A 22,743-nucleotide genomic window follows, 5' to 3' on the forward strand; every position below is an offset into this window, starting at 1 on the left:
CAGGAATCTGGGATGAAGTGGAATCTGCGCTGGGTCGCGGCCAAGCGCGACATCTGGCGACCGACCGACCTGCTGGCCGCGTTCCGGGAGGTTGGGTTCAACCCGTCTCTGAGCAAGGTCGCCGCGCTCTGGGGTGGCACCCCGGTGACGGTCCGCCTCGATGATCTCGACCGGATCTGTCAGGCCCTGCACTGCACGGTCGCGGACCTGCTCGAAGCCGAGCCGCTGACCGATCGACAAGGCAGCGAGCAGGCACCCCAGGCTGCGGCAGCCGGTGCCGAGCCCGGGCCGGTGCGCCCGGTGCCACGCAAGGACGGGCCGCGGCGACGTCGGCCCCCGAACTGACCCGAGGAGGCCATCGGGTGCGGTGGGCCCGCCAGTGCGAGACGTGCCTGGCCTGGGGCCAGATCAAGCTCGGCCGCGACGGCCAGTGCGCGAGCTGCCAGTCCTGGCAGGCGCACAGCGCCGGCCGGCGGGAGTGCCGGGGCTGCCTGCGGGTTCTGCCGGTCGACGGCGACGATCTGTGCCGGGGGTGTGTGATCGCCGCCCGCGCCGAGCTCAGCGCAGGGCGCGCAGTGGGCCTGCCATTCGCCAACCAGCTGCACCTGCACATCGTCGGGCTCGGCCTCGGACCGGTCTACAGCCTTCCCCGCAGCTCACGGCGAGACCCGGCTCCGGCCCTGACCCCGCGCGTCGTCACGGAGGCCCGCGGAGATCCCGGTTTTCTCCCGGCCGTCGTTCCCGGGCAGCTGAGCCTGCTGCCTTCCCCGCGTCGACGTCTCGTGCGGGCCGACCGCCACCGGATCGCCGAGCGCCGCTGGCCGGAGGAGGTGATGCTGGTCGCCCAGGCCGAAGCGATGGCCGCGGAAGCAGGTTTGAGCCCGACGTGGCCGCGGATGGTGATGAGCCTGCTCCGGCTCGCCCTCGCTGTTCGCGACGCCGACGGCGACACCCTGGTCAACGAGGAGGTACTCGACCAGATCGCGCTGCCGCTCAAGGCGGCGGGCGCCCAGGTGCTCGATCACGCGGGGCTGCTGCGGCCACGTCGGGCACTTGCTCCACCTCGCCACCCAGTGCGCGGCTGCGAGGACTGCCACAGCTGGGGGATCACCACACGCCGCTGCCGCGGCTGCGCGTGCTGGCGCGACGACCGCGTCCGCTATCCGCCGGGTCGATGCGGGCGCTGCCGGCGCGATCTCCTGCCCCTCCACGCTGAGGAGGGCCTGTGCCGGGGGTGTCTGCTGGTCGTGCGCGAGTTCGGCCCGCTGGCCGGGCGGGATACGCAGCTGACCTTCGCCGGCGATCTCGCCTTCCGCCTCTCGACCCAGGCCGGGGTGCTGGGGTTCACCCCACACAAGGAGTCCGGACCGACACTGCGGGAACGGGCACGACGCCGCGCCACCACGGCCACGGTCCGTCCACCGTCGCCGCATCTGGTTGATCCCGGCCAGCACACGCTGCTCACGGTCGATCGTGACTGGAGCGCGATCCGAGCCCTCACCGCGGATGAGCTGCCCGCGCTCACCGAGCTAGCGGCGGCGCTGCTCGCCGAGTTCACTGCTAACGCACCGGCTCGTAGCGGGGGTGGGGCGCCGGGCGGCACCGCGTTGTTGCGCACGTTACTGGCCTGGCTCGGCGCCCGGGCGCCGTTCCGAGAACGCGACGTGCGCGCCTTGGCCGCGAGCGCCACCTCGCCCTCGACCCGCCGCGTGCTCGACTTCCTCCACCAACACGGCCTCCTACAACCAGATGAGCCCGATCAACGGCTGCGGGCCGACCAGCAGCGGTATCCCAGCACCGCAGTCGCTGACCTGGACACCAATCGCCGCAATCGGCACCACCAACACGTCATCGCGGCCAGGATCGACACACTCCCGGAACCGATGGCCGGCCACCTGCACGCCTGGGTGCGGGTCCTGCGCGGCCAGGGGCGCCGCCGCCACCAGCCCGCCAGCTATGAGCGGATCCGCCGCTACCTCTCCCTCGCCCTACCCGTCCTGCTCTGCTGGGCCGAGGCCGGCCTGGATATGCGCCAGATCACCGCCACCCACATTCGCGAGGAACTCGCCCGCCGGCACGGCAGCCAAGCGCGCGACCTGCACCACGTCCTGCGCACGCTCTTCGCCGCCCTCAAGCAGGAACGGCTCGTCTTCCACAACCCGATGGCCAGGATCTCGCTCAGCACCCCGGTGCGCGTGCCGGCTCCGTTGCCCAGCGACCGGCTACGCGGGCTACTCGACGAGGTTGACGGTCCCCGCGCTCGGCTGCTGGTCGCGCTGGTGGCCGTCCACGGGCTTCGCCCGCTTGAGGTCACCCGGCTGCGCCTCGACGATCTCGACCTCATCCGGCTGGTCATCCGAGTCCCTCGCCGCGGGCACACGCACACCGTCTACCTCGACGAACTGACCGTGGATCTGATCAACGCCTGGCTGACCGAACGCCACCGCCGTTGGCTCGACACCACCAACCCGCACCTGTTCATCACCAGCCAGTCCGCCCACCACCCGGCCCGCCCGCCGTTGAGCTACTGCGGGCTGCGAGCCGCCTTCGACCAGGTCGGCCTGGTCCCCAAGCAGTTGTGGCGCGACCGCGTCCTGCACGAGGCGCAGCACACCGCCGATCCAGTTCACCTCATCCGCCTCTTCGGCATCCACCCCTCCACCGCGGTGAAGTACGTGAACGCGGCCCACCCCGACAAGGCGTTGCCCAAAACCCGATGACTAGCTCGGCCAGGGGACGACCAGTACCGCGATGCCGATCCGCGTGCTCACGACTCCCGGCACAGCGAGTAAACCCGAGCGTCATGGTGCCGATCATGGCGAGCAGCCATAACGGAATGATCCACGTCGAGCGCCGCGATCATGAGCTGCTGTCGCGTCCCGCTGATCAGAAGAGTGGCGCATAGTGCTAGCGGCATTTGTCTTCCAGGTACTCCGGGTGGTCAGCTCAGCCGTTCGAGGACCATCGCCATGCCCTGGCCGCCGCCGACACACATGGTCTCCAGGCCGATGGTCTTGTCGTGGGTGCGCAGGCCGTTGAGCAGGGTGGTGGTGATGCGGGCCCCGGTCATGCCGTACGGGTGGCCGAGCGCGATCGCGCCTCCGTTGACGTTCAGCTTCTCCTCGTCGACGCCCAGGTCGCGGGCCGACGGCAGGACCTGGGCGGCGAACGCCTCGTTGATCTCGACGAGGTCGACGTCGTCGACCGTCATGCCGGCTCGGGCGAGCGCCTGCTTCGAGGCCTCGACGGGGCCGAGGCCCATGATCTCGGGGGAGAGCCCGGTGACCCCGGTGGAGACCACGCGGGCGAGCGGGGTGATGCCGAGCTCGGCCGCCTTCGTGTCGGACATGATCACCAGGGCGGCGGCGCCGTCGTTGAGCGGGCAGCAGTTGCCGGCCGTGACGCGGCCGTCCGGCCGGAAGACCGGCTTGAGCTGGGAGACGGCCTCGTAGGTGACGCCGGGGCGCGGCCCGTCGTCCTTCTCGACCACGGTGCCGTCGGGCAGGGTGACCGGGCTGATCTCGCGGGCGAAGAAGCCGTTGGCGATGGCCTTCTCGGCGAGGTTCTGCGACCGGACGCCGAAGTGGTCCATGTCCTCGCGGGTGACGCCCTTGAACCGGGCGAGGTTCTCCGCGGTCTGCCCCATCGCGATGTAGATGTCCGGCAGGTGTTGGTCAGCGCGGGGGTCGTTCCACGAGTCGGCGCCGTTCTCGGCGATGTGGCGGGTGCGGTCCTCCGCGTCGGCGAAGACCGGGTTGTGGGTGTCGGGGTGGGAGTCGGAGTCGCCCTTCTGGAACCTGGACACCGTCTCCACGCCGGCGGAGACGAACACATCGCCCTCGCCCGCCCTGATGGCGTGCAGGGCCATCCGCGTGGTCTGCAGCGACGACGAGCAATAGCGGGTGATCGTCGTGCCCGGCACGGAGTCGTGGCCGAGCAGGACGGCGACCACGCGGGCCATGTTGAAGCCCTGCTCCCCGCCGGGCAGGCCGCAGCCGAGCATGAGGTCGTCGATGTCGGCCGGGTCGAGCTGCGGGACCTGAGCGAGGGCGGCGCGCACCATCTGCACCGTCAGGTCGTCGGGGCGGATCGTGGTGAGCGATCCCTTGTGTGCGCGGCCGATCGGGGACCGGGCCGCGGAGACGATTACGGCTTCGGGCATGGGTGCTCCTCGGTGTGGTGGCCCGCACCCTCGTGCGGGTTCTGGACATGCTGCCACTGTCCGAACTAACGTTAGGACGAAGTTGGGTTGCTGCCAAGACACTATGGAAGAAGGGCGCGGCGAGGTGCTGGTCCACCAGATCATCGAGCGGAACGCCCGACGCGCGCCGGACGCCGAGGCCCTCATGGGATCCGACGGCGCCGCGCTGACGTGGGCAGAGGTCGACGACCTCGCCGAGCGCCTCGCGACCGTGCTGGCGCAGCGCGGGGTCCGGCCAGGCGCGCGGGTGAGTGTGCTCGCGCGGAACGGCCTCGAGCTGGTACCCGTCTACGCCGCGGTGAACAAGATCGGCGCGGTCTACGCCCCCGTCAACTACCGCCTTGCCCCGGAGGAAATCGCCGCGATCCTCCGCGACTGCGCACCGTCTGCACTGCTCGTCCATGAGGAGTTCGCCGATGTCGTCCACGAGGTGGACACCGGTGGCGTGGAGCCGTGGATCTACGGGGCGCATGGTGGCGCGGGCGACCTCCGCAGCCAGTGTGAGGACGTCGCCCCATGTCGCCGCACGGGCGTCGAGACGGCGCCATCCGATCCGTCCTGGATCTGCTACACCGGTGGGACCACCGGTCGCCCGAAGGGTGTGGTCCTCACCCACGACAACATGCTCGCGACCGCCAGAGCCCTCGTGGAGGTCTGCGGGATCCGGCCCGACGACACGTACCTCGTGGCAGGTCCGATGTTCCATGTCGTACTCGCCGCTCCCGTCGCGTACTGGCTGCAGGGCGCGCGCACGGTCCTCATCAACTTCAACCCGGCTACCGCGCTGCGCGTGATCTCCGAGCAGCGGGTGACCCGCCTTATCGCCACGGGCACGATCTTCAAGGCGATCGTGGAGGAGCAGGAGCGTGCACCGCGCCCCACGGTCCTGCGCACCATCGACTTCGGCGGGGCACCGATACCGGAGTCACTCGCGCGCCGTGCCGCCGCGGCCTTCGGCTGCAACGTCGGTCAGATCTACGGCCAGAGCGAGACGACCCTCCTCACCACCTACCTGCAGCCGGCGGAGTACGCGACCGCTTGGGGCGGCACGGGCTGTGACCGCACGTCCTCGGTCGGCCGTGCCGTCCCCGGTGTGCAGCTGCGCATCCTCGACGATCGCGGGGAGGCGCTGCCTCCGGCACGGGTGGGAGAGGTCGCCGTGCGCGGGCCGGGCGTCATGCGGGGGTATTGGCGGAACCCGGAGCAGACGGCCGCCGCGCTGCGTAACGGCTGGCTGCGCACCGGAGACCTCGGACTGCTCGACGACGACGGCTACCTGCACCTGCGCGACCGCCTGAAGGATGTGATCATCACCGGCGGAGAGAACGTCTACTCCAGCGAGGTGGAGCTCGTCCTCGCCCGGCATCCCGACGTCGCCGAGGTCGCGGTCGTTCCGGTGCCGGACGAACACTGGGGCGAGCTGGTCGGCGCCGTGGTCGTCCCGATGACCGGCGCGGCCCCCGATCCCGCGGCGCTACGCGCGTTCTGCCGAGAGCGGCTCGCCGGCTACAAGCTGCCCCGGTTGATCTTCTTCCGGCGCGAGGTTCCCCGGCTGCCCACCGGCAAGATCGCAAAGTCGCTGCTCCGCGACGAGGTGTCCTCTCGCGCCCCGTGGACCACCTCCGACCTCTACCACGCACTCCCGAACGGAGCCGAGACCCCATGATCGAACGTCAGCGCGCCTACATCGACCGCAGGTGGGTGCCGTGCCCCGGGACCGGCGCGGTCCCTGTGGTCGATCCGACCACCGAGGAGCCGCTGGGGATTACCCCGGTAGCCGGCCCGGAGGTCGTCGACGCCGCCGTCGCGGCGGCGCGCGCCGCGCAGTCCGGATGGGCAGCGACGTCCCGCCGGGAGCGTGCCGCGCTGCTGCGTCGGGTCGCCGACGGCGTGCGGGAACGCACCGCGGAGTTGGCCGATCTGGTCACCGCGGAGCTCGGTTCACCGCTGGGCATCAGCAGGCGCGTGCACGTCGGGCTCGCGGTGGCGGACTTCGCCGGCGCGGCCGATGTGCTCGACGAGCCCGAACTGGCCGAGGAGGTCGGGCACTCCCTCGTCGTGCGCGAGCCGGTCGGCGTCATCGGATGCATCACCCCGTGGAACTTCCCGCTGCACCAGCTGGCCGCGAAGATCGCTGGAGCGCTGGCGGCGGGGTGCACGGTCGTCGCGAAGCCCGCGGAGCAGACGACGGGCACCGCGTTCCTGCTTGCGGAGATCCTCGACGCGGTCGGGGTTCCGCCCGGGGTAGTCAACCTGGTCCCGGGGGACGGTCCGACGACGGGGGAGGCGCTCGTTTCCCATCCGGGCGTCGACATGGTTTCGTTCACCGGGTCGACCGCCGCAGGACGGCGGGTCGCCCGGCTCGCCGCGGAGCGGGTCCGGCCGGTCGCCCTCGAGCTGGGCGGCAAGTCGCCGCAGGTGGTGCTGGACGACGCCGATCTAGACGCGGCCGTGACCGACACGGTCAACCGCTGCTTCCTCAACTCCGGCCAGGTCTGCTCGGCCTTCACCCGCCTCATTGTGCCGCGGGCGCGGCTGCGCGAGGCCGAGCAGATCGCGGAGCGCGTCGCAGTCATGTGGCGGCTCGGTGACCCGCGCGACCGGACGACCCGGATGGGCCCGGTCGTCTCCGAGCGGCAGCGGTCCCGCGTCTGCGAGCACATCGCGCAGGCCCTCGAGGAGGGCGCCCGGCTGGTCACCGGCGGTGCCGCGGCCCCGCCCGGCCTGGAACGCGGCTGGTTCGTCGCGCCCACGGTGCTCTCCGACGTCACGCCCGGGATGCGCGTGGCGCGCGAGGAGGTCTTCGGCCCGGTGCTCGTGGTGCAGGCGCATGATGGCGTCGACGACGCCGTCCGGTTGGCCGACGACTGCGATTACGGGCTCATTGCGGGCGTGTGGGCGCGCGACCCGGACGGCGCGCTCGCCGTGGCGCGGCGGTTGCAGGTGGGGCAGGTCGACATCAACGGTGCCCCCTTCAACCCAGCCGCGCCGTTCGGCGGTCGAAGGCTCTCGGGATACGGTCGCGAGCTCGGCCGCTTCGGGATCGAGGAGTTCCAGGTGGTCAAGGCAATCCAGCGGCCACCGGTGGTTACGGGCTGACCGGCTGCTCCCCGGTGCCGAGCCGGTCGCGGACCACCAGGTCGAAGAAGTGGTCCGCGACCGCCTCGGCCGACTCGGGGCCATTCGGGTCGAGCCACTGGCTCGACCAGTTCAACGCGGACAGGATGAGCAGCCGCGCCCACTTCACGTGCTCGGCGCGGAACTCCCCGCTCATCACGCCCGCGTCGAGAATTTCCTTCAGGAACGCCTCGTGGGCGTCGCGCATCCCGCGGATGTCCTTGTCCGACGCCCGCGACAGCTCGCGCCACTCCATGAGCAGCACGCTGGCCATCGCCCGGTGCTCGGCGACGATCCGCATATGGCCGCGCATGAACGCGCGCAGGCGGTCGTGCGCGGAGCCTTCCGACCGGGCGCTTCGCTCAGCGGAGTCGGTGAACATGCGCGCAACCCGCTCCACGATCTCCCAGAGGATCTCGTCCTTCGAGGAGACGTGGGTGTAGAGGCTCCCGGCTTTGAGGCCCATCCGCGCCGCGATGCCTCGCATCGAGGTCGCCTTGAAGCCCTGCTCGCTGAACAGCTGCTCAGCGATGTCGAGCACGTCCTCCAGTCGGGTGCGTCGCGGGCGTCCCCCTGTCTTCTCGGAAGCGCTCTCCTGCGCTCCAGCCATCCGTGCCTCCCGATCGTGCTCCCGCCGTTCCGAGCGACCGTAACAGGTCCGAACGAACGTTAGGACGATCCCTTGACAGACCCCTCTACCGCGATCCATCCTAACGTTAGTTCGGATGGAGGTGACGGGATGGCCAGCGGTGGGATCACCGAGGCGCGGTTCCGGCAGGTGCTCGGCAGCTTCGCGACGGGAGTCGCGCTGATCTGCACGACCGACGGCGCGGGTCAACCGCGCGGGGTGGCCGTCAACTCGTTCTTCTCGGTGTCGCTGCAACCGCCGCTGGTGGGGTTCTGCATGGCCCGTGGCTCGACCACGCTTCCGGCCATCCGGGAGAGCGGCCGGTTCGCGGTGAGCGTGCTGGCCGGTGACCAGGCCGAGCTGTGCCGGCGGTTCGCGCGCCCGGGCGTGGACCGCTTCGCGGACGTGGACTGGTGGCCGTCCCCAGACACCGCGTCGCCCGTCGTGGACGGTGCCCTCGCGTGGATCGACTGCCGCACGACGGCCGTGCACTCCGCCGGGGACCACCTGATCCTCATCGGGCTCGCCGCGGCGATCGGGGGCACATCGATCGGTGACGCGCTCGTGTTCGCGCGGGGCCAGCTGCTCTCCACATCCGAGCTCCGGGATCCCGCACGACGACGAGAGGACGACGCGCATGTCGCTCGCACGCATTGATCCGCCGGGATGGGCACCGGCGAAGGGCTACGCCTACGCCGTCCGGCAGGGTGACCGCCTCGCGGTGTCGGGGCTGCTGGGCTGCGACCCGGCCACCGGGGCCGTCGCAACCGACGCCGATTTCACCGCGCAGTGGACGGCGGTGTTGGCCAACCTCGCGCAGCTGCTCGAGGCAGCGGGCACCAGCGCGGGTCGGGTCGTGGCGCTGCGGATCTACCTCACGAGCCTCGACGCGTACCGCGGAGCCGTCCGCACCCTGGGCCAGCCGTGGCGCACGGTCTTCGGCGACCACCTGCCGGCCATCACGATGGTGCAGGTCAGCGCGCTGGTCGACGAGCACGCGCTGATCGAGGTGGAGGCCGAAGCCGCCGTCGGAGACCCGCGATGATCCACCAGGTGCCGGACGGGCCGGAGATCCACTACGAGGTCACCGGCAACGGGGCGCCCGTCGTCCTCATCGCCGGCACCGGGTGCGACGACACCTGGTGGGCGCAGCAGCGCGACGTGTTCGCCCGGCAGTACACGGTGATCACACCACACATGCGCGGCGCAGGCGCCTCGACGATCTACCGCGATCCGGAGTCGTACTCGTCGCAGGTGATGGCCGACGACGTCGCCTCGTTGCTCGGGGCGCTCGACCTCGGGCCGGCACACGTGGTGGGCCACTCGCTCGGCTCGTGCATCGCACAACAGCTCGCGATCCGCCACCCCGCCGCCGTCGCGAGCGCCCAGCTGCACGCTACGTGGGCGTACGCCGACGAGTGGCTGCGCTCGGCCTTCATCGCGACCACCGATGACGCGCTCGCCCGCGGCGACCGGCAGGCCGCGTTCCGGACGGTGAAGATGTGGGTCTTCAGCCCGCACTACCTCGCCACCCGCACGCCTGCGCGGGTCGCCGACACGGTCACCGCGGCCTTCATCACGAACCCGCACCTGGAGGCGGGCCCCGGCCTGCGCGGGCACCTGCACGCCGACCGCCACCACGACACGCGCAGTCAGCTCGCCGGGATCGACGTCCCGGTGCTGGTCACCGCAGGCGAGCTCGACGCATCGTTCCCCCCGCGCTACAGCCGGTGGGTCTACGAGCAGCTCCCGCGGGCCCGCTGGCACCTGTTCACCGGCAAGCGCGCCGCGCACGCCTTCAACATCGAGCTCGCCGAGGAGTTCAACCACGTCGCCCTCGGCTTCCTCGCCGACCAGGACCAGACCAAGGAGTGACCGACATGCGCTTCTACCTGCTGCAGATCCCCTACATGGCGAGCGCGGATGAGTTGCGCCGCGGCCTCGCCGGCCAGCCGCTGCCGGGCGCTGACCCGGAGCGCTTCTCGACGATGCTGGAGCGGATGACTGCCCAGGTCGTCCACGCCGAGGAGGTCGGCTTCTCCGGTGTGTGCTGGACCGAGCAGCACTTCCAGGCCGAGGGCGTCGAGGTCAACACCAACCCGGTCCTCTACGGCGCGCACATGGCGGCCCACACGACCACGATGACGGTCGGACAACTGGGCATCCCCCTGCCGTGCCGCAATCCGCTGCAGGTGGCCGAGGACCTCGCCGTCCTCGACCACATGACCGGCGGCCGCACCTTCTGCGGCTTCTCCCGCAGCAACACCCCGCGCTACGCGTCGGTGCTCGGCCAGCACGTCGGCGTCGGCGCCGCCACCTCGGACAAGTCCGCTGCCGACGAGCGCAACCGGGCCCTGCTCAAGGAGTGTTTCCAGATCATCCGCCGGGCCTGGACCGAGGATTGCTTCTCCTACGACGGCGACGTCTGGAAGGTCCCGCCCGCGGACGTCCCCTGGCAGTTCCCGCCCACCCTCGACTCCGGACGCGGCACCCGTGACGGGGTGCTCACCGAGATTTCGGTGGTTCCGAAGCCGAAGCAGCGCCCGCACCCGCCGCTGTACTCACCGTTCGCGTTCAGCATGACCACCGCGCGGTTCTGGGCGCAGGAGGGCGTCTCGCTCGTCTCCTTCGTCGAGGACGAGGAGTTCCTGAAGACGACGAAGCAGGTCTATGCGGAGGAGGCCGCCTCGGTCGGTCGCCTGGTCCCGGCAGGCGGCGGCCTCGCCGTCGGCGGTCACCTGCTGGTGCAGCCCACGCGCAGCGCCTCGGAGGCGTACGCCGAGCGGTTCCGCGACCTGTTCGCCTACGCCTACGACGTCACGCCCTACCACGTCCCCCTCGGCCGGCAGCTCACCGGCACAGGGGACGACGCGCTGCGCCAGCTCGAGCACCTGCAGGAAGAGCTCGGCGTGGAGGAGGTCTTCCTCTGGCACCACGCGAACTGCTTCGACCCCGGTGCCGAGCTCGAAGCGATCACCGAGTTCGGCGAGAAGGTCATCGCGAAGCTCGGCGACTGAGACTCACATACCCCGCCCACCCCAGGAGACCGCCGTGCAGAACGCCAGTCCCGCCGTTGCGACCGGCGACCGCAGCGCCGCAAGGCGCGCCGTCACGTCCAGCTTCCTCGGCACGACCATCGAGTGGTACGACTTCTTCCTCTACGGATCGGCGGCCGCGCTGATCTTCGGGCCGCAGTTCTTCCCTGCGCTCTCGCAGACCGCCGCGACCCTCGCCGCGCTGGGCACGTTCGCCGTGGGCTTCCTCGCCCGCCCGCTCGGCGGCGTGGTGATGGCCCACTACGGCGACCGGCTGGGTCGCAAAACCAGCCTGGTGGCCTCGCTCGCGCTGATGGGCGCGGCGACCGTACTGATCGGGCTGCTGCCGAACTTCGCCACGATCGGCGTCGCCGCGCCGGTCCTGCTGACCGTCCTCCGGTTCGTGCAGGGCATCGGCGTCGGCGGGGAGTGGGGCGGAGCGGCGCTGATGGCGGTCGAGCATGCCCCGCCGGGCCGGCGCGGGTTGTACGGCAGCGCGCCGCAGATGGGGGTGCCGGCCGGCCTCGTCCTCGCGACGCTCGCCTTCCTCGGGATGACGCTGCTGACGAGCCCCGAGCAGTTCGCCTCGTGGGGCTGGCGGGTGCCGTTCCTCGCGAGCGCCCTGCTCATCGTGATTGCGCTCGCCATCCGACTGCGAGTGGAGGAGAGCCCCGTCTTCGTCGCCGCCGAACGGCGCGGGGAGACCCGCGAGCACACCCCCGTATTGGAGCTGCTGCGCCGGCACAAGCGGACGGTGGCGATCGCCGCGGGCTCGTTCATCGCGACGAACGGCATCGGCTACCTCTTCATGGTCTACACGCTCTCCTACGGCACCAGCCAGCTGCAGGTGCCGCGGGGCGTGATGCTCTCCGCGGTCCTCGTCGGCGCGCTCGTGTGGTTCGCGCTGATCCCGGTGTACGCGGGGCTCTCGGACCGGATCGGCCGACGGCGCGTTTATCTGATCGGTTCGTGGTCGCTGCTGGTCTGGTCGCTGGTCTACTTCCCGCTGCTCGACACGCGGGCCCCGGTGCTCATCGTGCTCGCGGTGATCGGCATGGCCAACGGCCTCGCCGCGGCGTACGCGCCGCAGAGTGCGCTGTTCGCCGAGCTGTTCCCGACCGGCGTCCGCTACAGCGGATCGTCACTCGCCTACCAGGTCGGCGCGATCCTCGGCGGCGGGCTCGCGCCGCTCGTAGCCACCGCGCTGCAGGAGGCCGCCGGCGCCTCGTGGCCGGTTACGATCTACGTCGCCGGCATCTGCGTTCTGAGCCTGGTCTGCGTCCTGGCGTTCCGCGAAACGCGGACCGTCGAACTCGCCGCGGCGACGGAGGTGGTGGTGGCTCGTGAATGACCAGGACCGCGGCGAGGCGTCGCTCCGGCGCGCTACCGAGGACCTGCGCGCCGGACGCCCGGTTCTCGTAATCGACGACGAGGGCCGGGAGGACGAGGGCGACCTCGTCGTCGCCGCCGAGCTCGTGACGGCGCGGACGATGGCCTTCGTCGTCGCCCACACCTCGGGCTTCGTGTGCGTGGCGCTGGCTGGGGAGGCCTGCGACCGGCTGCACCTCTCCCCGATGACCGCGGCGAGCACCGAGCCGCGCGGCACGGCCTATCGGGTCACCGTGGACGCCCGGGACGGCGTCGGCACCGGGATCTCGGCCCGCGACCGGGCTCGGACCGCCCGGCTGCTCGCCGACCCCGCGACGGCCCCGGCCGAGCTCACCCGCCCGGGTCACGTCGTGCCGCTGCGGGCCCGAGAGGGCGGGGTCCTCACCCGGCCCGGTCACACCGAGGCGGCAGTTGACCTGGCTCGGCTCGCCGGGCTCCGTCCAGCGGCCGTGCTCTGCGAGGTGGTCTCGCCCTCCGACCCAACCAGGATGGCCGGGCCCGCCGAACTGGCCGGGTTCGCCGCCATGCACGGGCTCGCAACCGTGCACGTCGCCGACCTGATCGCCCACCGCCGTCAGTGCGCTGGCGTCGAACGCACCGCGACGGCGCAGCTGCCGACCCCATACGGGGTCTTCCGCACGGCCGTTTACCGCGACCACGCGAGCACCGAGCACCTCGCTCTCGTCATGGGCGACGTTGGCGGCCATCCTGACGGAGCCGATCCTGTGCTGGTGCGGGTGCACTCGGAGTGTCTGACCGGCGAGGCGCTGGGATCGCTGCGCTGCGACTGCGGCCCCCAGCTGCAGGCCGCCCTGCAGCGCATCGCGGAGCGGGGCCGGGGCGTGCTCGTCTACCTGCGGGGACACGAGGGGCGCGGCATCGGGCTCAGCGGCAAGCTGCGCGCCTACGACCTGCAGGATGAGGGCCTCGACACCGTCGAGGCCAACCTGCGGCTCGGCTTTGCGGCGGACGAGCGGACCTACGAGGCCGCGGCCGCGATCCTGCGGGAGCTAGACGTGCACCGGATCGAGCTGATGACCAACAACCCCGCGAAGCTGGATGCGCTGGCCGCTTCCGGCCTCGACGTCAGGCGGTCGCCGCACCAGCTGCCGGGCGGGCCGGCGAGCATCCGCTACCTGCGTACCAAGCGCGACCGGCTCGGGCACCAGCTCACGCACCTCGACCAGCCCGTCGACGACGCCGAGCGCGATGCCGGCTAGGAGGAACCGTGGACCACGTCGACCACGCGCTTGAGCGGCATCCGCTCGACGAGTTGCTGCCGCCGGTGCAGGCCGCCCTCGGGCAGTTCCTGACCGGTCTCGGCGGCGCGCCGGCCGACGGCCGTCGCCCCGCCGACCTCGAACCGTTCCGTCGGCCGCCCGGCGCTGCCCCCGCCCCGCTGCCGGAGCTGCTGGACACGGTCCGGTCGGCGGCTGCGCTCGCCGTCGAGACGGCGGGTCCGCGCTACTTCGGCTACATCCCCGGCGGCGGGCTGCCCAGCTCCGCGGTGGCCGAGCTGGTCGCCCGCGTTCTCAACCGCTACACCGGCCTCGCCGACCTCGCCCCGGGTCTCGTCGCGCTGGAGGACGGGCTGCTGCGCTGGCTGGCGTCGGTGTTCGGGCTGCCCGCCGGTGCGACCGGACTTATCACCACCGGTGGGTCGCAGGCTCTGCTCGCCGCCGTCGTGGCCGCGCGGGAACGGCACCTGGGCCGAACCGACCTCAGCCGGGCCCGGCTCTACCTGTCCGATCAGGCACACCACAGCGTCATGAAGGCCGCGCGGATCGCGGGCCTGCCGCGTTCGGCGGTCCGGCTCGTCCCCACCAGCGACGGGCGCCGCATCGACCCAGCTGCCGCCCGCGCCGCGATCGCCGCGGACCGCGCATCCGGCCTCACCCCGTTCCTGCTGGTCAGCACCGCGGGCACGACCAACGCCGGGGCGGTCGACCCGCTCACCGAGCTCGCCGCGATCGCGGCCGATCAGGAGCTGTGGTTCCACGTCGACGGCTGCTATGGCGGCTTCTTCCAGTTCACCGACCGCGGCCGGGCCCGCCTCGCCGGAGTCGAGCGCGCCGACTCGCTCACCCTCGATCCGCACAAGAGCCTCTTTCTGCCCTACGGCACCGGGGTGCTGCTCGTCCGTGACCCCGCCACGCTCGCGAGCGCCCTGACCGACGACGACCGGGGCGCGTACCTGCAGGACATCGGGGACACGGCGCTGCCCGACTACGCGCACCTCGGGTCCGAGCTCACCCGCGAGCACCGCGGGCTGCGGCTGTGGTTCCCGCTGCACCTGCACGGCGTCGAGGCGTTCCGCGCCGCGCTCGACGAGAAGCTCGACCTGGCCCGCCACGCCCACGCCCGGCTCGCCCAGCACCCGGACCTGGAACCGCTGGAGCTGCCCGAGCTCAGCACCGTGGTCTTCCGCGGGCCAGGTGGGGACCCGGGCAACCGCGCGCTACTCCAGCGGATCAACGCCACGCGTCGGGTGTTCTGCTCCAGCACCGTCCTTGACGGGCGGCTCACGCTCCGGCTGTGTGTGCTCAGCTACCGCACCCACCGCGCACACGTCGACGAGGCCCTCGACGTCATCAGCGGCGCCGTCCCCCGCTCGCGACAGCGCCGTTGCCGGTGACGGTAGGGACGGCGGCCCAACGGCCGACCTGCGTGCGCCGGCGATGGACGGCATGGACGGGACACGATCGGCCCCGGGCAGCGCGGCGGGCAGCGAGATCCTCTCCGCGCTGCAGCACCAGCAGACGATCGTGATCGCGCAGCTACAGATCCCCAGGCACCAAGGACCCCGCCCGGATCGCGGCACTCGTCCACGGACAGTTGGTCATTGATACCGCAGCCACTGGATCCGCGACGTCGTCTGGCAAGAACTCGACCAGCACGCCTACGCCGGTGGCGACGCTGAGGAAACTTGGCATGAGCCTGCTCCGCCTGGCCGGGAATCAAAGGTCAAACGAACCCTCGAACAGATCGCCGGCGAATGCGCCAGGTGCTTCCCGATCATGGGCGCTGCCGTCAACACGACGACCCGACTTCGGCGAGCCTCTGCTCCTGAACGGCCGCCGTACTGGTCTCTCGGCTCTCCATCGCTCGAAGGTTCGAAGCATGGCAGGTGCGCGAGGTCCAGCGGGTCGCGGATCTCAGGAGCGCAGACGCCCGGAGGCAGGTGAAAGCCAAAGGGAATGGGGGTGTGGCTGCCGCGGCCCGGACACTCCGCCCACTGGGCCTTGGTCGATCGAGTTCCTCAGCGATGACCAGAATGAGGGGGCGACCGCGCCAGGCCAAGGCGGCCTGACGGACGGATCTTCACGCTCGCCCGACCTAACATGGCCGTCCCGTGATGGGTTCCCGCTCCAAGTAGCGTCAGATTTCGCGAACTCGTGTACTTTGGCCTTCGACCTGCTCGCCGATCAGCGCACCGACTACCGGACGAGGCCGTATCGCGCGCGCTGGGACCAGCTCGCGCGGCTCTTCGCCGGTGTCACGCCGCCACTGCAACTGACGCCGAGCACAGCCGACCGGGACGTCGCGATGCAGTGGATGAACCCGGAGGCCAGCCAGGTGGGCATCGAGGGCCTTGTCGCGAAGCTCGGGGATTCTCGCTACAGGCCCGGCCGCACCGGGGCCTGGGTGAAGATCCGCACGATGACCGTCGTCGACGCCGTCGTGGTTGGCGTGACCGGTACCGCTGACCGGCCCAGCGAACTCGTCCTGGCCCGTCCCGACGAGACCGGTCGGTTACGCAGGATCGGGTTGTCCCTGCCGGTCACCCCGGCCGTGGCGGCACAGGTCGGTGAGCACGTCATGCCGACTGGGGAGCCACCGCAGAAAGTGTCGTCGGCCGTGTTCGGCCGGGGCCAGACCGAGTTCCGGCCGGTGCGGCCCGACCTCGTGGTCGAAGTCGAAGCCGAGGCCTCCGTCACGTCGTTCACCAGCCGCCTGCGGCCGAGGGTGCACCGGGTGCGAACCGACCTCACCATCGAGGACCTGGACGGCTAGACACCGTCCGCTATAAGGGAGCTATGACCCAACGCTGGATCTACCACCACAGCAGCACAGGTCCCGCCACCGCCGTCGACCAGCACATGAACGAGATGGCGGTCGCGGGCTGGGAACTGGTGAGCGCCAACGCGGTCGTCGACCGTGGTCTGCTTCGCCACAACTTCTACTGGAGGAAGCCCGCCTGACTCCTGTCACCCCGGTACATCACCATTGGCCGAGCTCGCCGGTGCAGACGTTCACCAGCGTGACGCGGGTGAACCCGACGGTGCGCTCGGCCTCGGTGATCCGGGCCCGGGTCTCCAGCGGGAAATGGAGCCGTTCCCAGTGAGGAAGGCGTTGCTGCGCGGGCCGGGTGGACCACGCGGAGTCCAGTTCCGGCAGGGGTGCGGTGACGACGTGGAGCAGGTCTGTGGTCGCGGCCAGCAGGCCGTCCAGGTGTGGCGAGATGTCTGATCGATGCCGCTCGGCCAGGTCGCGCACCAGGTCGCGGCTCTGCGCCAGCCGCCGGAGGCGCGCCAGCCAACGATCGGTCGAACACGGTCGGTACCGCGTCGAAGGTCCTCAGCGCGAGTACCGCAGCCTCCGCGATCCGGCGTTCGGTGTCGGTGGGGATCCACCGCTGATGGGCGAGTTCCTTCGTGACCAGCAGTGCCTGGTCGTCCAGTTTCGTGGTTGCGGGCAGCGGCGGCTGGCCGGCGGGGTCCTGGTCGATCTCGTCGAGTCGTTCTCGGACCGTGAGGCCGTCCGGGAGGCCGTCGTCGGTGGCTCCGAGCCGTTCACCGGGGTCGTGCTGCCTGAAATTGCGGGTGATGATCCATTCCGCGGTCTCCAGCACGCCATCGGTCGGGTCGAGCTGCCCGAGCGCGGGCGCGTCGGTCGGTGCAGGCCCAGCCAGCAGCGCCTGCGGGTTCCGGAGGTAAGTCACAACGGGCCTACCCAGGCCCGTGTTGTCGATGGACACACCTGTGTCGGCGGCGACACGCCATAACGCGAGGGCGAGCAGCTGTACGGTCTCGGCCGGAACGGCGACCTCCGGGTCCCGGTTGTCGCGCTGGTGCCAGGCCGTCATCGCGTCAGCGGCGACCACGGCGTCAGCCCACGACGGCCCGGTGCTGGTGGTCATGGACCGAGTCTAGGGCGGGCTAGGCGCCTGTACCGGTGCCGGAGGCGGGCAGGAGGCGGACCAGGAACCGCAGCGCCCGGGAGTGGCGGATCCCCACGGTGGCCCAGTCGTCGACGAGCCGTCCGGCGTCCTCGGTGCTGAGCGCTGTGTCCGCGTTGTTCTGCAGGGCGGTGATCGCGTCGGCGCGGGTCCGGCGTCCGGCGGCCACGTCCTGGCCCAGGTCCTCGATGTCACTGGAAATCAGGCTGATCAGCAGCAGTCGCCGTGCCTGCTCGAACCGCTGATCGGGAGACGTCGCCACGAAGGCCTCGGGTGGGCCGACAAGATCTTCGAAGGCCTCGCGATAGTCGGGCAGGTCGAGGTTCCAGTGGTCGATCATCTCGGCCGCGCCGACTGGGGTGAGCCCGCCGTCGGCCTGGTCGAGCAACTCGCCGATCGCGGTCTCGCGGGCGAGTTCGCCGCGGGTGACGGCTTGGCCGAGCCTCTCGGCCAGGGTTGTCAGCTCGGCGTCGGATAGGTCGGGGGCCGGTGCGATCATGCCGATCACTGTGGCAGATCCACGCCGGTCTGGGGAGGTCCGGCAGTGGGCGGGGTCACGGCACGGCCGGAGCCGCCGTCGCCGGCAGTGTGGTGGACGCAGGCGGCAACTCCATCATCGTGCGACCGAGGGCTCGCTTCGTCAGTCGGCGCCAGAGGGCGTAATCACCAGCCGGTCGGCATCGACGGGGACCGACATGTCGAACCTCGAGGGAGGTGTGAGGAAGTAGCGCTGCGGAGGTCCGGCGACGACACGACGGTCGTGGTCGAAGGTCCACAGCGGTGCACGAATCACCGCACAGCCGGATGTGCCCATCTCCGTGGTCGCCCCGCTGCCGCTCATGGCGGGTTCGTGGGGAGCCTGGATGCGCACTCGTGTTCCGGGGAGGAGCCCGCCGTGGTGCGCGATCAGCAAGGAATCGACCCGGTCGACCATGACGGTCCAGGCGGTGTGCGCGTGGTCGCTCCACCGGTAGGTCGTGGGCCAGACAAGGCCGTCGCTGCCCTCGTCAGCGGGGCTGATGTCGACGATCGAGCGGGTCAGTTCGGTCCATGCGGCCACGACGGGGTCATCATGCCGCGGTGAGGTGAGTCGGTGGAGATGGTTCAGCGCTATGTCCGCAGCGATCCTCAGGGCATCGAGTGGGCCGCCTAGGGGCCTGGTCGCCGGGGACGGAAGGACGGCGCTGTGGCCGGCGTGGCGGAGTTGCGCGACGAGCCAGCGCAGACACCGGGACACGGCCAAGGGCCAGTCCTCGGCATACCAGGCTTCGCCGAGACGGTAGCGAAGTTGTTCGAGAGTTACCGTGCTGGCGTACTGGCCGGTTTCGATCCCGGTCGCGTACACGGCCAGGGGCCACAGCGCGAAAGTGCCGACCGTGACGGGCTTGGCCAGTGGATGGTCGCGTGTGTGGGTGGCCGCCTGGTCCACGGCGTCGGACCACGATGGCCGCGGGGTGTGCCGGCCGCGGGGGGAAACGGTCGGGCGTGGTGCGAGCAGGTCAGGTGGTTGTTCGTCCGCGGGGGCTGGGTTTTCGATCGTGACGGCGACGGTGATCCCGTCCACTTGGACGTCCAGTGTGGTCCCGAGAAGCTGGTGTGGCATCCACGTCCGCCCCGAGGAGATCTTGTGGAAGTACAGGATCGACGCCATGAGCAGCGGGTCGACGGTCGAGTCCGGCGCGAGCGTGAACACCACCGGGGCAGTGTCGCGCAGCTGTGCCCAGCACCGCCGGTCGTCGAGGGCAGCGGCGATGATGCAGATGTCGGGGCGGTGCCGGAAGACCAGTGGGACCCGCTCGGACAACGGTAGTCGCGGCCCGAGATTCCAGGACATGACACCAGCCGGAACGTAGAGAATCGTCGCGCCCTCGATATCGCGCAACGGTGCTCGTCGTTCGTCGGCGGCGATATGCGCATAGGGCAGAGCGGGCAGGCCAGGCCGAGTCGCGTGCCGCATCACCCTGAGCGGCTCGCGATCCGATGCAGAGCCTTGCACCCCGACCAACCACGTCGTGGTGCCGGCCGTGCCCTCGGAGGTGCGCCCCGTTCCCACCCTCGGACCATAGCGCGCAGCACGGGGGAGGGCCTATCCAGCGCCTGGTGCGTCCGGCAATGCCGGAGGCTGCGCGGATCCTGGCGGCGAACCCCGAACCTTGCGCGCTACGCGCATTCCGAACTCAACCACTCCTGATCTCTCCCGGTGTCAGCGTCGACGTGTCCATGATCTTGCCGGGGCGATCGGGTCGAAGCCGAGGTAGTCGATCCGGGCACGGTCATGCTGGTGGTCCTTGGCCGCCTGCGGGTGGCGTAGCTGTAGGCCGAGAGCGGGCGGTGCGTTGAGGTACTCCGCCCAGGGGCAGCCCTTGAGGTGGGGGCAGGTGTCTAGCCAGGCATTGCAGTCCCAGCAAACGAGGCCGCGGCACATGCCGGTGAAGTGGTCGTGGTCGACCACCATGCCGGTGGTCCGTCCACACGCGTGACAGAGCGGTCCGGCGTGGTCGGTCAGTTGCTGCCTGATCCGGCTCAGGCGATCGGTCCCGAGGTAGGCGGGCCAGACGCTCCGGCCGCCGACAAACGTGCATCGCCGCGACGGCGGCACTGTGGACGGGTCGACCGGACCGCCGACCAGACCGACGCTCCACGTCACCTGCTCGTCGGTCAGCGGGCGACGTTGGTGTTCGGGCGGTGCCGTTTTCGGCGCGAACATCCGATAGCTTGTTCCATCGGTCCACCAGGAGCAGATCCGGTCATGTGGAATACGTCCGTCATGGCGGACGTATTCCTCTGTCGCGAATTGGCGGCGGAGCTCCTCGGCCTCGGCAACCAGCCGAGCCCCGAGAGCGGTCTGAGTGGTGGCGTCGAGGCCTCGGCTCATCCCACGCCGGTCACGCATCGCCGCGGCTACCTCGCTCATATAGAACACTCCGGTACACAATGCCACCTGATCGCGGAACAGGTGGTGGCGGCCATCGTCGCCGAGCACAGCAGTCAGATGCCCCCCTGGCGGCCGCCAGTCCGGATTCAGGCAAGGGGTGTCCGCGTTCGCGCGAACGTAGTCGTCCACGCCGTCGTAGTCCAGTGTGAGCGCGAACCGCCACAACAGCGCCTCCTGCCGATGTTCCGGCCATTCGTCCAGGCCAGGGGGTGGCGCTCGACGGGACGTCATGGCCGCGCCAAGGGCGGTGCGTCGCCGAGCCGGCCTGCCGGCACTGTGGGGGTGAACGCGCTGACGGGCATGTGTTCGCACTGTAGTGCGCGGCACCGACAAATGCGGATTGCCGGATGAATGCGGGTCGGTCTGCGACGCCGCCTGTGCGCGCTCACGAGTTCACTTTTTCCGTCGCGTGGCGTCAGCTGTGACCGGGTTGTGAAAGCGCGCCCACTGGGCCGGCCGGGTTATGAGATGTGATCATGTCGTCGGCGTGGGCAACACTGGGGCGAGGGGTTGATCGAAGCCTGGAGGTCGTCGGTGGGGCGAACGTCGTTTCTGTGGTTGGAGATCACCGGGAAGTGTCAGCTGGAATGTGTGCAGTGCTATGCCGAATCGGGGCCTTGGGGTGACCACGGTTCGATGAGCGATGCCGATTGGCGGCGTGTTCTCGACGAGGCCGTGGCGATGGACGTGGAGGTTGTGCAGTTCATCGGTGGTGAGCCGACGTTGCATGCCGGCTTGGCGGACTTCGTTACGTACGCCTTGGCGTCTGAACTGCTGGTCGAGGTCTACACGAATCTCGTGCACGTCACCGATGAGCTCTGGGACGTTTTCGCCCAGCCAGGAGTGTCACTGGCGACCAGCTATTACTCCGATGATCCCGCCCAGCATGCGGCGATCACGAGGCGCCCCAGTCACGCTCGCACGAAGGGCAACGTGGCTGAGGCGGTCCGGCGCGGGATCCCGCTGCGGGCAGGGGTGATCGACCTTGGCAGCGGGCAGCGCGCGGCACAAGCCCAGACGGAACTGGTCGATCTTGGTGTGCCGGCTGTCGGATACGACCAGGTACGCCAGGTGGGGCGGGGTGTGCGTGATCAGGGGGAGAGCGTCGAGCAGCTGTGCGGACGCTGCGGGGACGGTGTGGCTGCGATTTCCCCGGACGGTGAGGTCTGGCCGTGTGTGTTCAGCCGCTGGCTTCCGATGGGTAACGTCCTCGATGTCGGGCTCGCCGAGATTCTCTCGAGCTCCCGCGCCCGCGAGACCGTGACCAGCCTTCAGCGGGTATTCCAGAGCCGCGGCACCTCGGACGGTGCGCAGGGGTGCCAGCCACGTTGCAGTCCGAACTGCAATCCGATCAATTGCGGACCGCGGTGCGGACCGATGACATCGCCGTGCGCGCCCAAACAGTGCTCGCCGGCGGACCAGTTCTGTTCCCCGAACTACCCGGGACCGAGCCGCCGGTGCTCCCCGCGGACCGACAGCCCGTGCCGGCCGATGCAGTGCCGCCCGACCCGCTAGTCGTCGTCGAACATCCGTTGTGGGTGACGGAGGAACGCCTGCCATAGCCGCACCGTGTCCAGGTCTTCCCACTGCTGTTCGTGGATGCCGTCCTCGGACAGTTCCAGGATCTGCGCGCCGGGTAACGCGGCCACCAGAGGGGAGTGGGTCGAGTAGATGACTTGTGCGTTGTGCATGGTGACCAGCTCGCGCAGGTGATGCAGGAGCAGGAGGGTGGAGTGGAACGACAGCGGTCCTTCGGCCTCGTCGAGCAGGTAGAGGCCGGGCCCGTCGAAGCGTCCGGTGATGGCCTGCAGGTAGGACTCTCCGTGGCTGACCTCCCAGGACAGGCGGTCGCCGTAGCCGGCGATGCCCATGTCGGTCATGTAGGCCAGCATGCCGTGGGCGGTTTCGGCACGGAGGAAGAACCCGGTGGCGTTGCGCCTGGTGAACCGGCTGCCCTCGGCGGTGCGGTGCAGGCGGAGGGCTTCGCCGAGCGGGCCTTTCTCCAGGGGGCTTGAGTAGCGGCGGGCGCCGTGACCGCCGCGGACATCGAGTCCGTAGGCCTCGGCAATGCCCTCCAGCAGTGTGGACTTGCCACTGCCGTTGGCACCGACGAGCACGACGAGGTCGCTGGTGAACCTCAGGCCGTTCTTCGCCACGTCGCGGATCGCTGGAACGGTCAGCGGCCAGGCCGAGTCATCACCGTCAGTGAGGCCGGAGGTCACCTCGATGTGGTCGATCAGCATGACGCCCAGCGTATGC

At 70.4% G+C, this 22,743-nt stretch carries 22 protein-coding genes; 15 read left to right on the forward strand and 7 right to left on the reverse strand.

The annotated features are described in order from the left end of the window. The first annotated feature begins 12 nt into the window (after positions 1 to 12). Both NQK81_RS02340 and NQK81_RS02345 read left to right on the forward strand, forming a co-directional pair. Complete coding sequence (locus NQK81_RS02340) at positions 13 to 345, forward strand: helix-turn-helix domain-containing protein (protein ID WP_116050425.1); 333 nt, start codon at positions 13 to 15, stop codon at positions 343 to 345. Between the two features lie 17 nt (positions 346 to 362). After that, the gene (locus NQK81_RS02345; RefSeq protein ID WP_116050423.1) at positions 363 to 2,720 is read left to right on the forward strand and encodes a site-specific integrase; all 2,358 of its coding nucleotides are present in this window, start codon (positions 363 to 365) and stop codon (positions 2,718 to 2,720) included. A gap of 221 nt (positions 2,721 to 2,941) precedes the next feature. Here NQK81_RS02345 and NQK81_RS02350 read toward each other — a convergent pair whose 3' ends face one another. Beyond that, positions 2,942 to 4,162 (reverse strand): acetyl-CoA C-acetyltransferase, encoded by a 1,221-nt coding sequence (locus tag NQK81_RS02350; RefSeq protein WP_116050421.1) that lies wholly within the window; start codon positions 4,160 to 4,162, stop codon positions 2,942 to 2,944. A gap of 103 nt (positions 4,163 to 4,265) precedes the next feature. Here NQK81_RS02350 and NQK81_RS02355 point away from each other — a divergent pair, with 103 nt between their 5' ends. Beyond that, entirely contained in the window at positions 4,266 to 5,867 is a 1,602-nt protein-coding gene (locus NQK81_RS02355) for a class I adenylate-forming enzyme family protein (protein WP_162830258.1), read from the forward strand. Then, positions 5,864 to 7,300, forward strand: coding sequence for an aldehyde dehydrogenase family protein (locus NQK81_RS02360; RefSeq protein ID WP_116050416.1), 1,437 nt, complete (start codon positions 5,864 to 5,866; stop codon positions 7,298 to 7,300). The genes NQK81_RS02355 and NQK81_RS02360 overlap by 4 nt, the downstream gene beginning before the upstream one ends. Here NQK81_RS02360 and NQK81_RS02365 read toward each other — a convergent pair. After that, complete coding sequence (locus NQK81_RS02365) at positions 7,290 to 7,928, reverse strand: TetR/AcrR family transcriptional regulator (protein ID WP_162830257.1); 639 nt, start codon at positions 7,926 to 7,928, stop codon at positions 7,290 to 7,292. The two genes, NQK81_RS02360 and NQK81_RS02365, sit on opposite strands and share 11 nt — an antisense overlap. 129 nt (positions 7,929 to 8,057) lie before the next feature. Here NQK81_RS02365 and NQK81_RS02370 point away from each other — a divergent pair, with 129 nt between their 5' ends. The 9 genes from NQK81_RS02370 (at position 8,058) to NQK81_RS02410 (ending at position 16,572) form a co-directional block, all read left to right on the forward strand. After that, a complete protein-coding gene (locus tag NQK81_RS02370; RefSeq protein WP_116050412.1) occupies positions 8,058 to 8,603 on the forward strand; it encodes a flavin reductase family protein in 546 nt (181 codons plus the stop codon). Further along, entirely contained in the window at positions 8,584 to 8,991 is a 408-nt protein-coding gene (locus NQK81_RS02375) for a RidA family protein (RefSeq protein WP_116050410.1), read from the forward strand. Before NQK81_RS02370 ends, NQK81_RS02375 begins: the two co-directional genes overlap by 20 nt. Continuing rightward, the gene (locus tag NQK81_RS02380; protein WP_116050408.1) at positions 8,988 to 9,821 is read left to right on the forward strand and encodes an alpha/beta fold hydrolase; all 834 of its coding nucleotides are present in this window, start codon (positions 8,988 to 8,990) and stop codon (positions 9,819 to 9,821) included. The genes NQK81_RS02375 and NQK81_RS02380 overlap by 4 nt, the downstream gene beginning before the upstream one ends. 5 nt (positions 9,822 to 9,826) lie before the next feature. Continuing rightward, the gene (locus NQK81_RS02385) at positions 9,827 to 10,963 is read left to right on the forward strand and encodes an LLM class flavin-dependent oxidoreductase (RefSeq protein ID WP_116050406.1); all 1,137 of its coding nucleotides are present in this window, start codon (positions 9,827 to 9,829) and stop codon (positions 10,961 to 10,963) included. Between the two features lie 34 nt (positions 10,964 to 10,997). After that, complete coding sequence (locus tag NQK81_RS02390) at positions 10,998 to 12,332, forward strand: MFS transporter (RefSeq protein WP_116050404.1); 1,335 nt, start codon at positions 10,998 to 11,000, stop codon at positions 12,330 to 12,332. Continuing rightward, positions 12,325 to 13,590 carry a GTP cyclohydrolase II gene (gene ribA, locus NQK81_RS02395; protein WP_116050402.1) on the forward strand — a complete coding sequence of 422 codons (1,266 nt, stop codon included), beginning with the start codon at positions 12,325 to 12,327 and terminating at the stop codon, positions 13,588 to 13,590. The genes NQK81_RS02390 and ribA overlap by 8 nt, the downstream gene beginning before the upstream one ends. An 8-nt stretch (positions 13,591 to 13,598) precedes the next feature. After that, entirely contained in the window at positions 13,599 to 15,005 is a 1,407-nt protein-coding gene (locus NQK81_RS02400; RefSeq protein WP_245976228.1) for a pyridoxal phosphate-dependent decarboxylase family protein, read from the forward strand. Positions 15,006 to 15,772: 767 nt separating this feature from the next. Further along, positions 15,773 to 16,384, forward strand: a complete 612-nt coding sequence (locus tag NQK81_RS02405; RefSeq protein WP_257486839.1) for an ATP-dependent DNA ligase — start codon at positions 15,773 to 15,775, stop codon at positions 16,382 to 16,384. A 23-nt stretch (positions 16,385 to 16,407) separates the two neighbouring features. Continuing rightward, a complete protein-coding gene (locus tag NQK81_RS02410; protein ID WP_257486840.1) occupies positions 16,408 to 16,572 on the forward strand; it encodes a hypothetical protein in 165 nt (54 codons plus the stop codon). A 19-nt stretch (positions 16,573 to 16,591) separates the two neighbouring features. Here the strand turns inward: NQK81_RS02410 and NQK81_RS02415 are convergent, their stop codons facing one another. After that, positions 16,592 to 16,867: a hypothetical protein gene (locus NQK81_RS02415; RefSeq protein WP_257486841.1), complete on the reverse strand. Its 276-nt coding sequence runs from the start codon at positions 16,865 to 16,867 to the stop codon at positions 16,592 to 16,594. A gap of 142 nt (positions 16,868 to 17,009) precedes the next feature. Between NQK81_RS02415 and NQK81_RS02420 the strand changes: the two genes are divergently transcribed. Then, complete coding sequence (locus NQK81_RS02420) at positions 17,010 to 17,375, forward strand: hypothetical protein (RefSeq protein WP_257486842.1); 366 nt, start codon at positions 17,010 to 17,012, stop codon at positions 17,373 to 17,375. Positions 17,376 to 17,529: 154 nt separating this feature from the next. Here NQK81_RS02420 and NQK81_RS02425 read toward each other — a convergent pair whose 3' ends face one another. The 3 genes from NQK81_RS02425 to NQK81_RS02435 all read right to left on the reverse strand — a co-directional run bounded on the left by NQK81_RS02425 (position 17,530) and on the right by NQK81_RS02435 (position 20,649). Further along, positions 17,530 to 18,048 carry a hypothetical protein gene (locus NQK81_RS02425; protein WP_257486843.1) on the reverse strand — a complete coding sequence of 173 codons (519 nt, stop codon included), beginning with the start codon at positions 18,046 to 18,048 and terminating at the stop codon, positions 17,530 to 17,532. Positions 18,049 to 18,189: 141 nt separating this feature from the next. Beyond that, the gene (locus NQK81_RS02430; RefSeq protein ID WP_257486844.1) at positions 18,190 to 19,506 is read right to left on the reverse strand and encodes a hypothetical protein; all 1,317 of its coding nucleotides are present in this window, start codon (positions 19,504 to 19,506) and stop codon (positions 18,190 to 18,192) included. A 246-nt stretch (positions 19,507 to 19,752) separates the two neighbouring features. Beyond that, on the reverse strand, positions 19,753 to 20,649 hold the full coding sequence (locus tag NQK81_RS02435; protein ID WP_257486845.1) for an endonuclease domain-containing protein: 897 nt from the start codon (positions 20,647 to 20,649) through the stop codon (positions 19,753 to 19,755). A 426-nt stretch (positions 20,650 to 21,075) separates the two neighbouring features. On the opposite strand from NQK81_RS02435, the gene NQK81_RS02440 reads away from it, so the two are divergent. Beyond that, positions 21,076 to 21,999, forward strand: a complete 924-nt coding sequence (locus tag NQK81_RS02440; RefSeq protein WP_257489980.1) for a radical SAM/SPASM domain-containing protein — start codon at positions 21,076 to 21,078, stop codon at positions 21,997 to 21,999. Here NQK81_RS02440 and NQK81_RS02445 read toward each other — a convergent pair. Next, on the reverse strand, positions 21,996 to 22,727 hold the full coding sequence (locus NQK81_RS02445; protein ID WP_257486846.1) for an AAA family ATPase: 732 nt from the start codon (positions 22,725 to 22,727) through the stop codon (positions 21,996 to 21,998). The two genes, NQK81_RS02440 and NQK81_RS02445, sit on opposite strands and share 4 nt — an antisense overlap. Positions 22,728 to 22,743: the final 16 nt, after the last annotated feature.

Origin of the sequence: Amycolatopsis roodepoortensis (assembly GCF_024628825.1) — a bacterium.
GTDB lineage: Bacteria > Actinomycetota > Actinomycetes > Mycobacteriales > Pseudonocardiaceae > Amycolatopsis > Amycolatopsis roodepoortensis.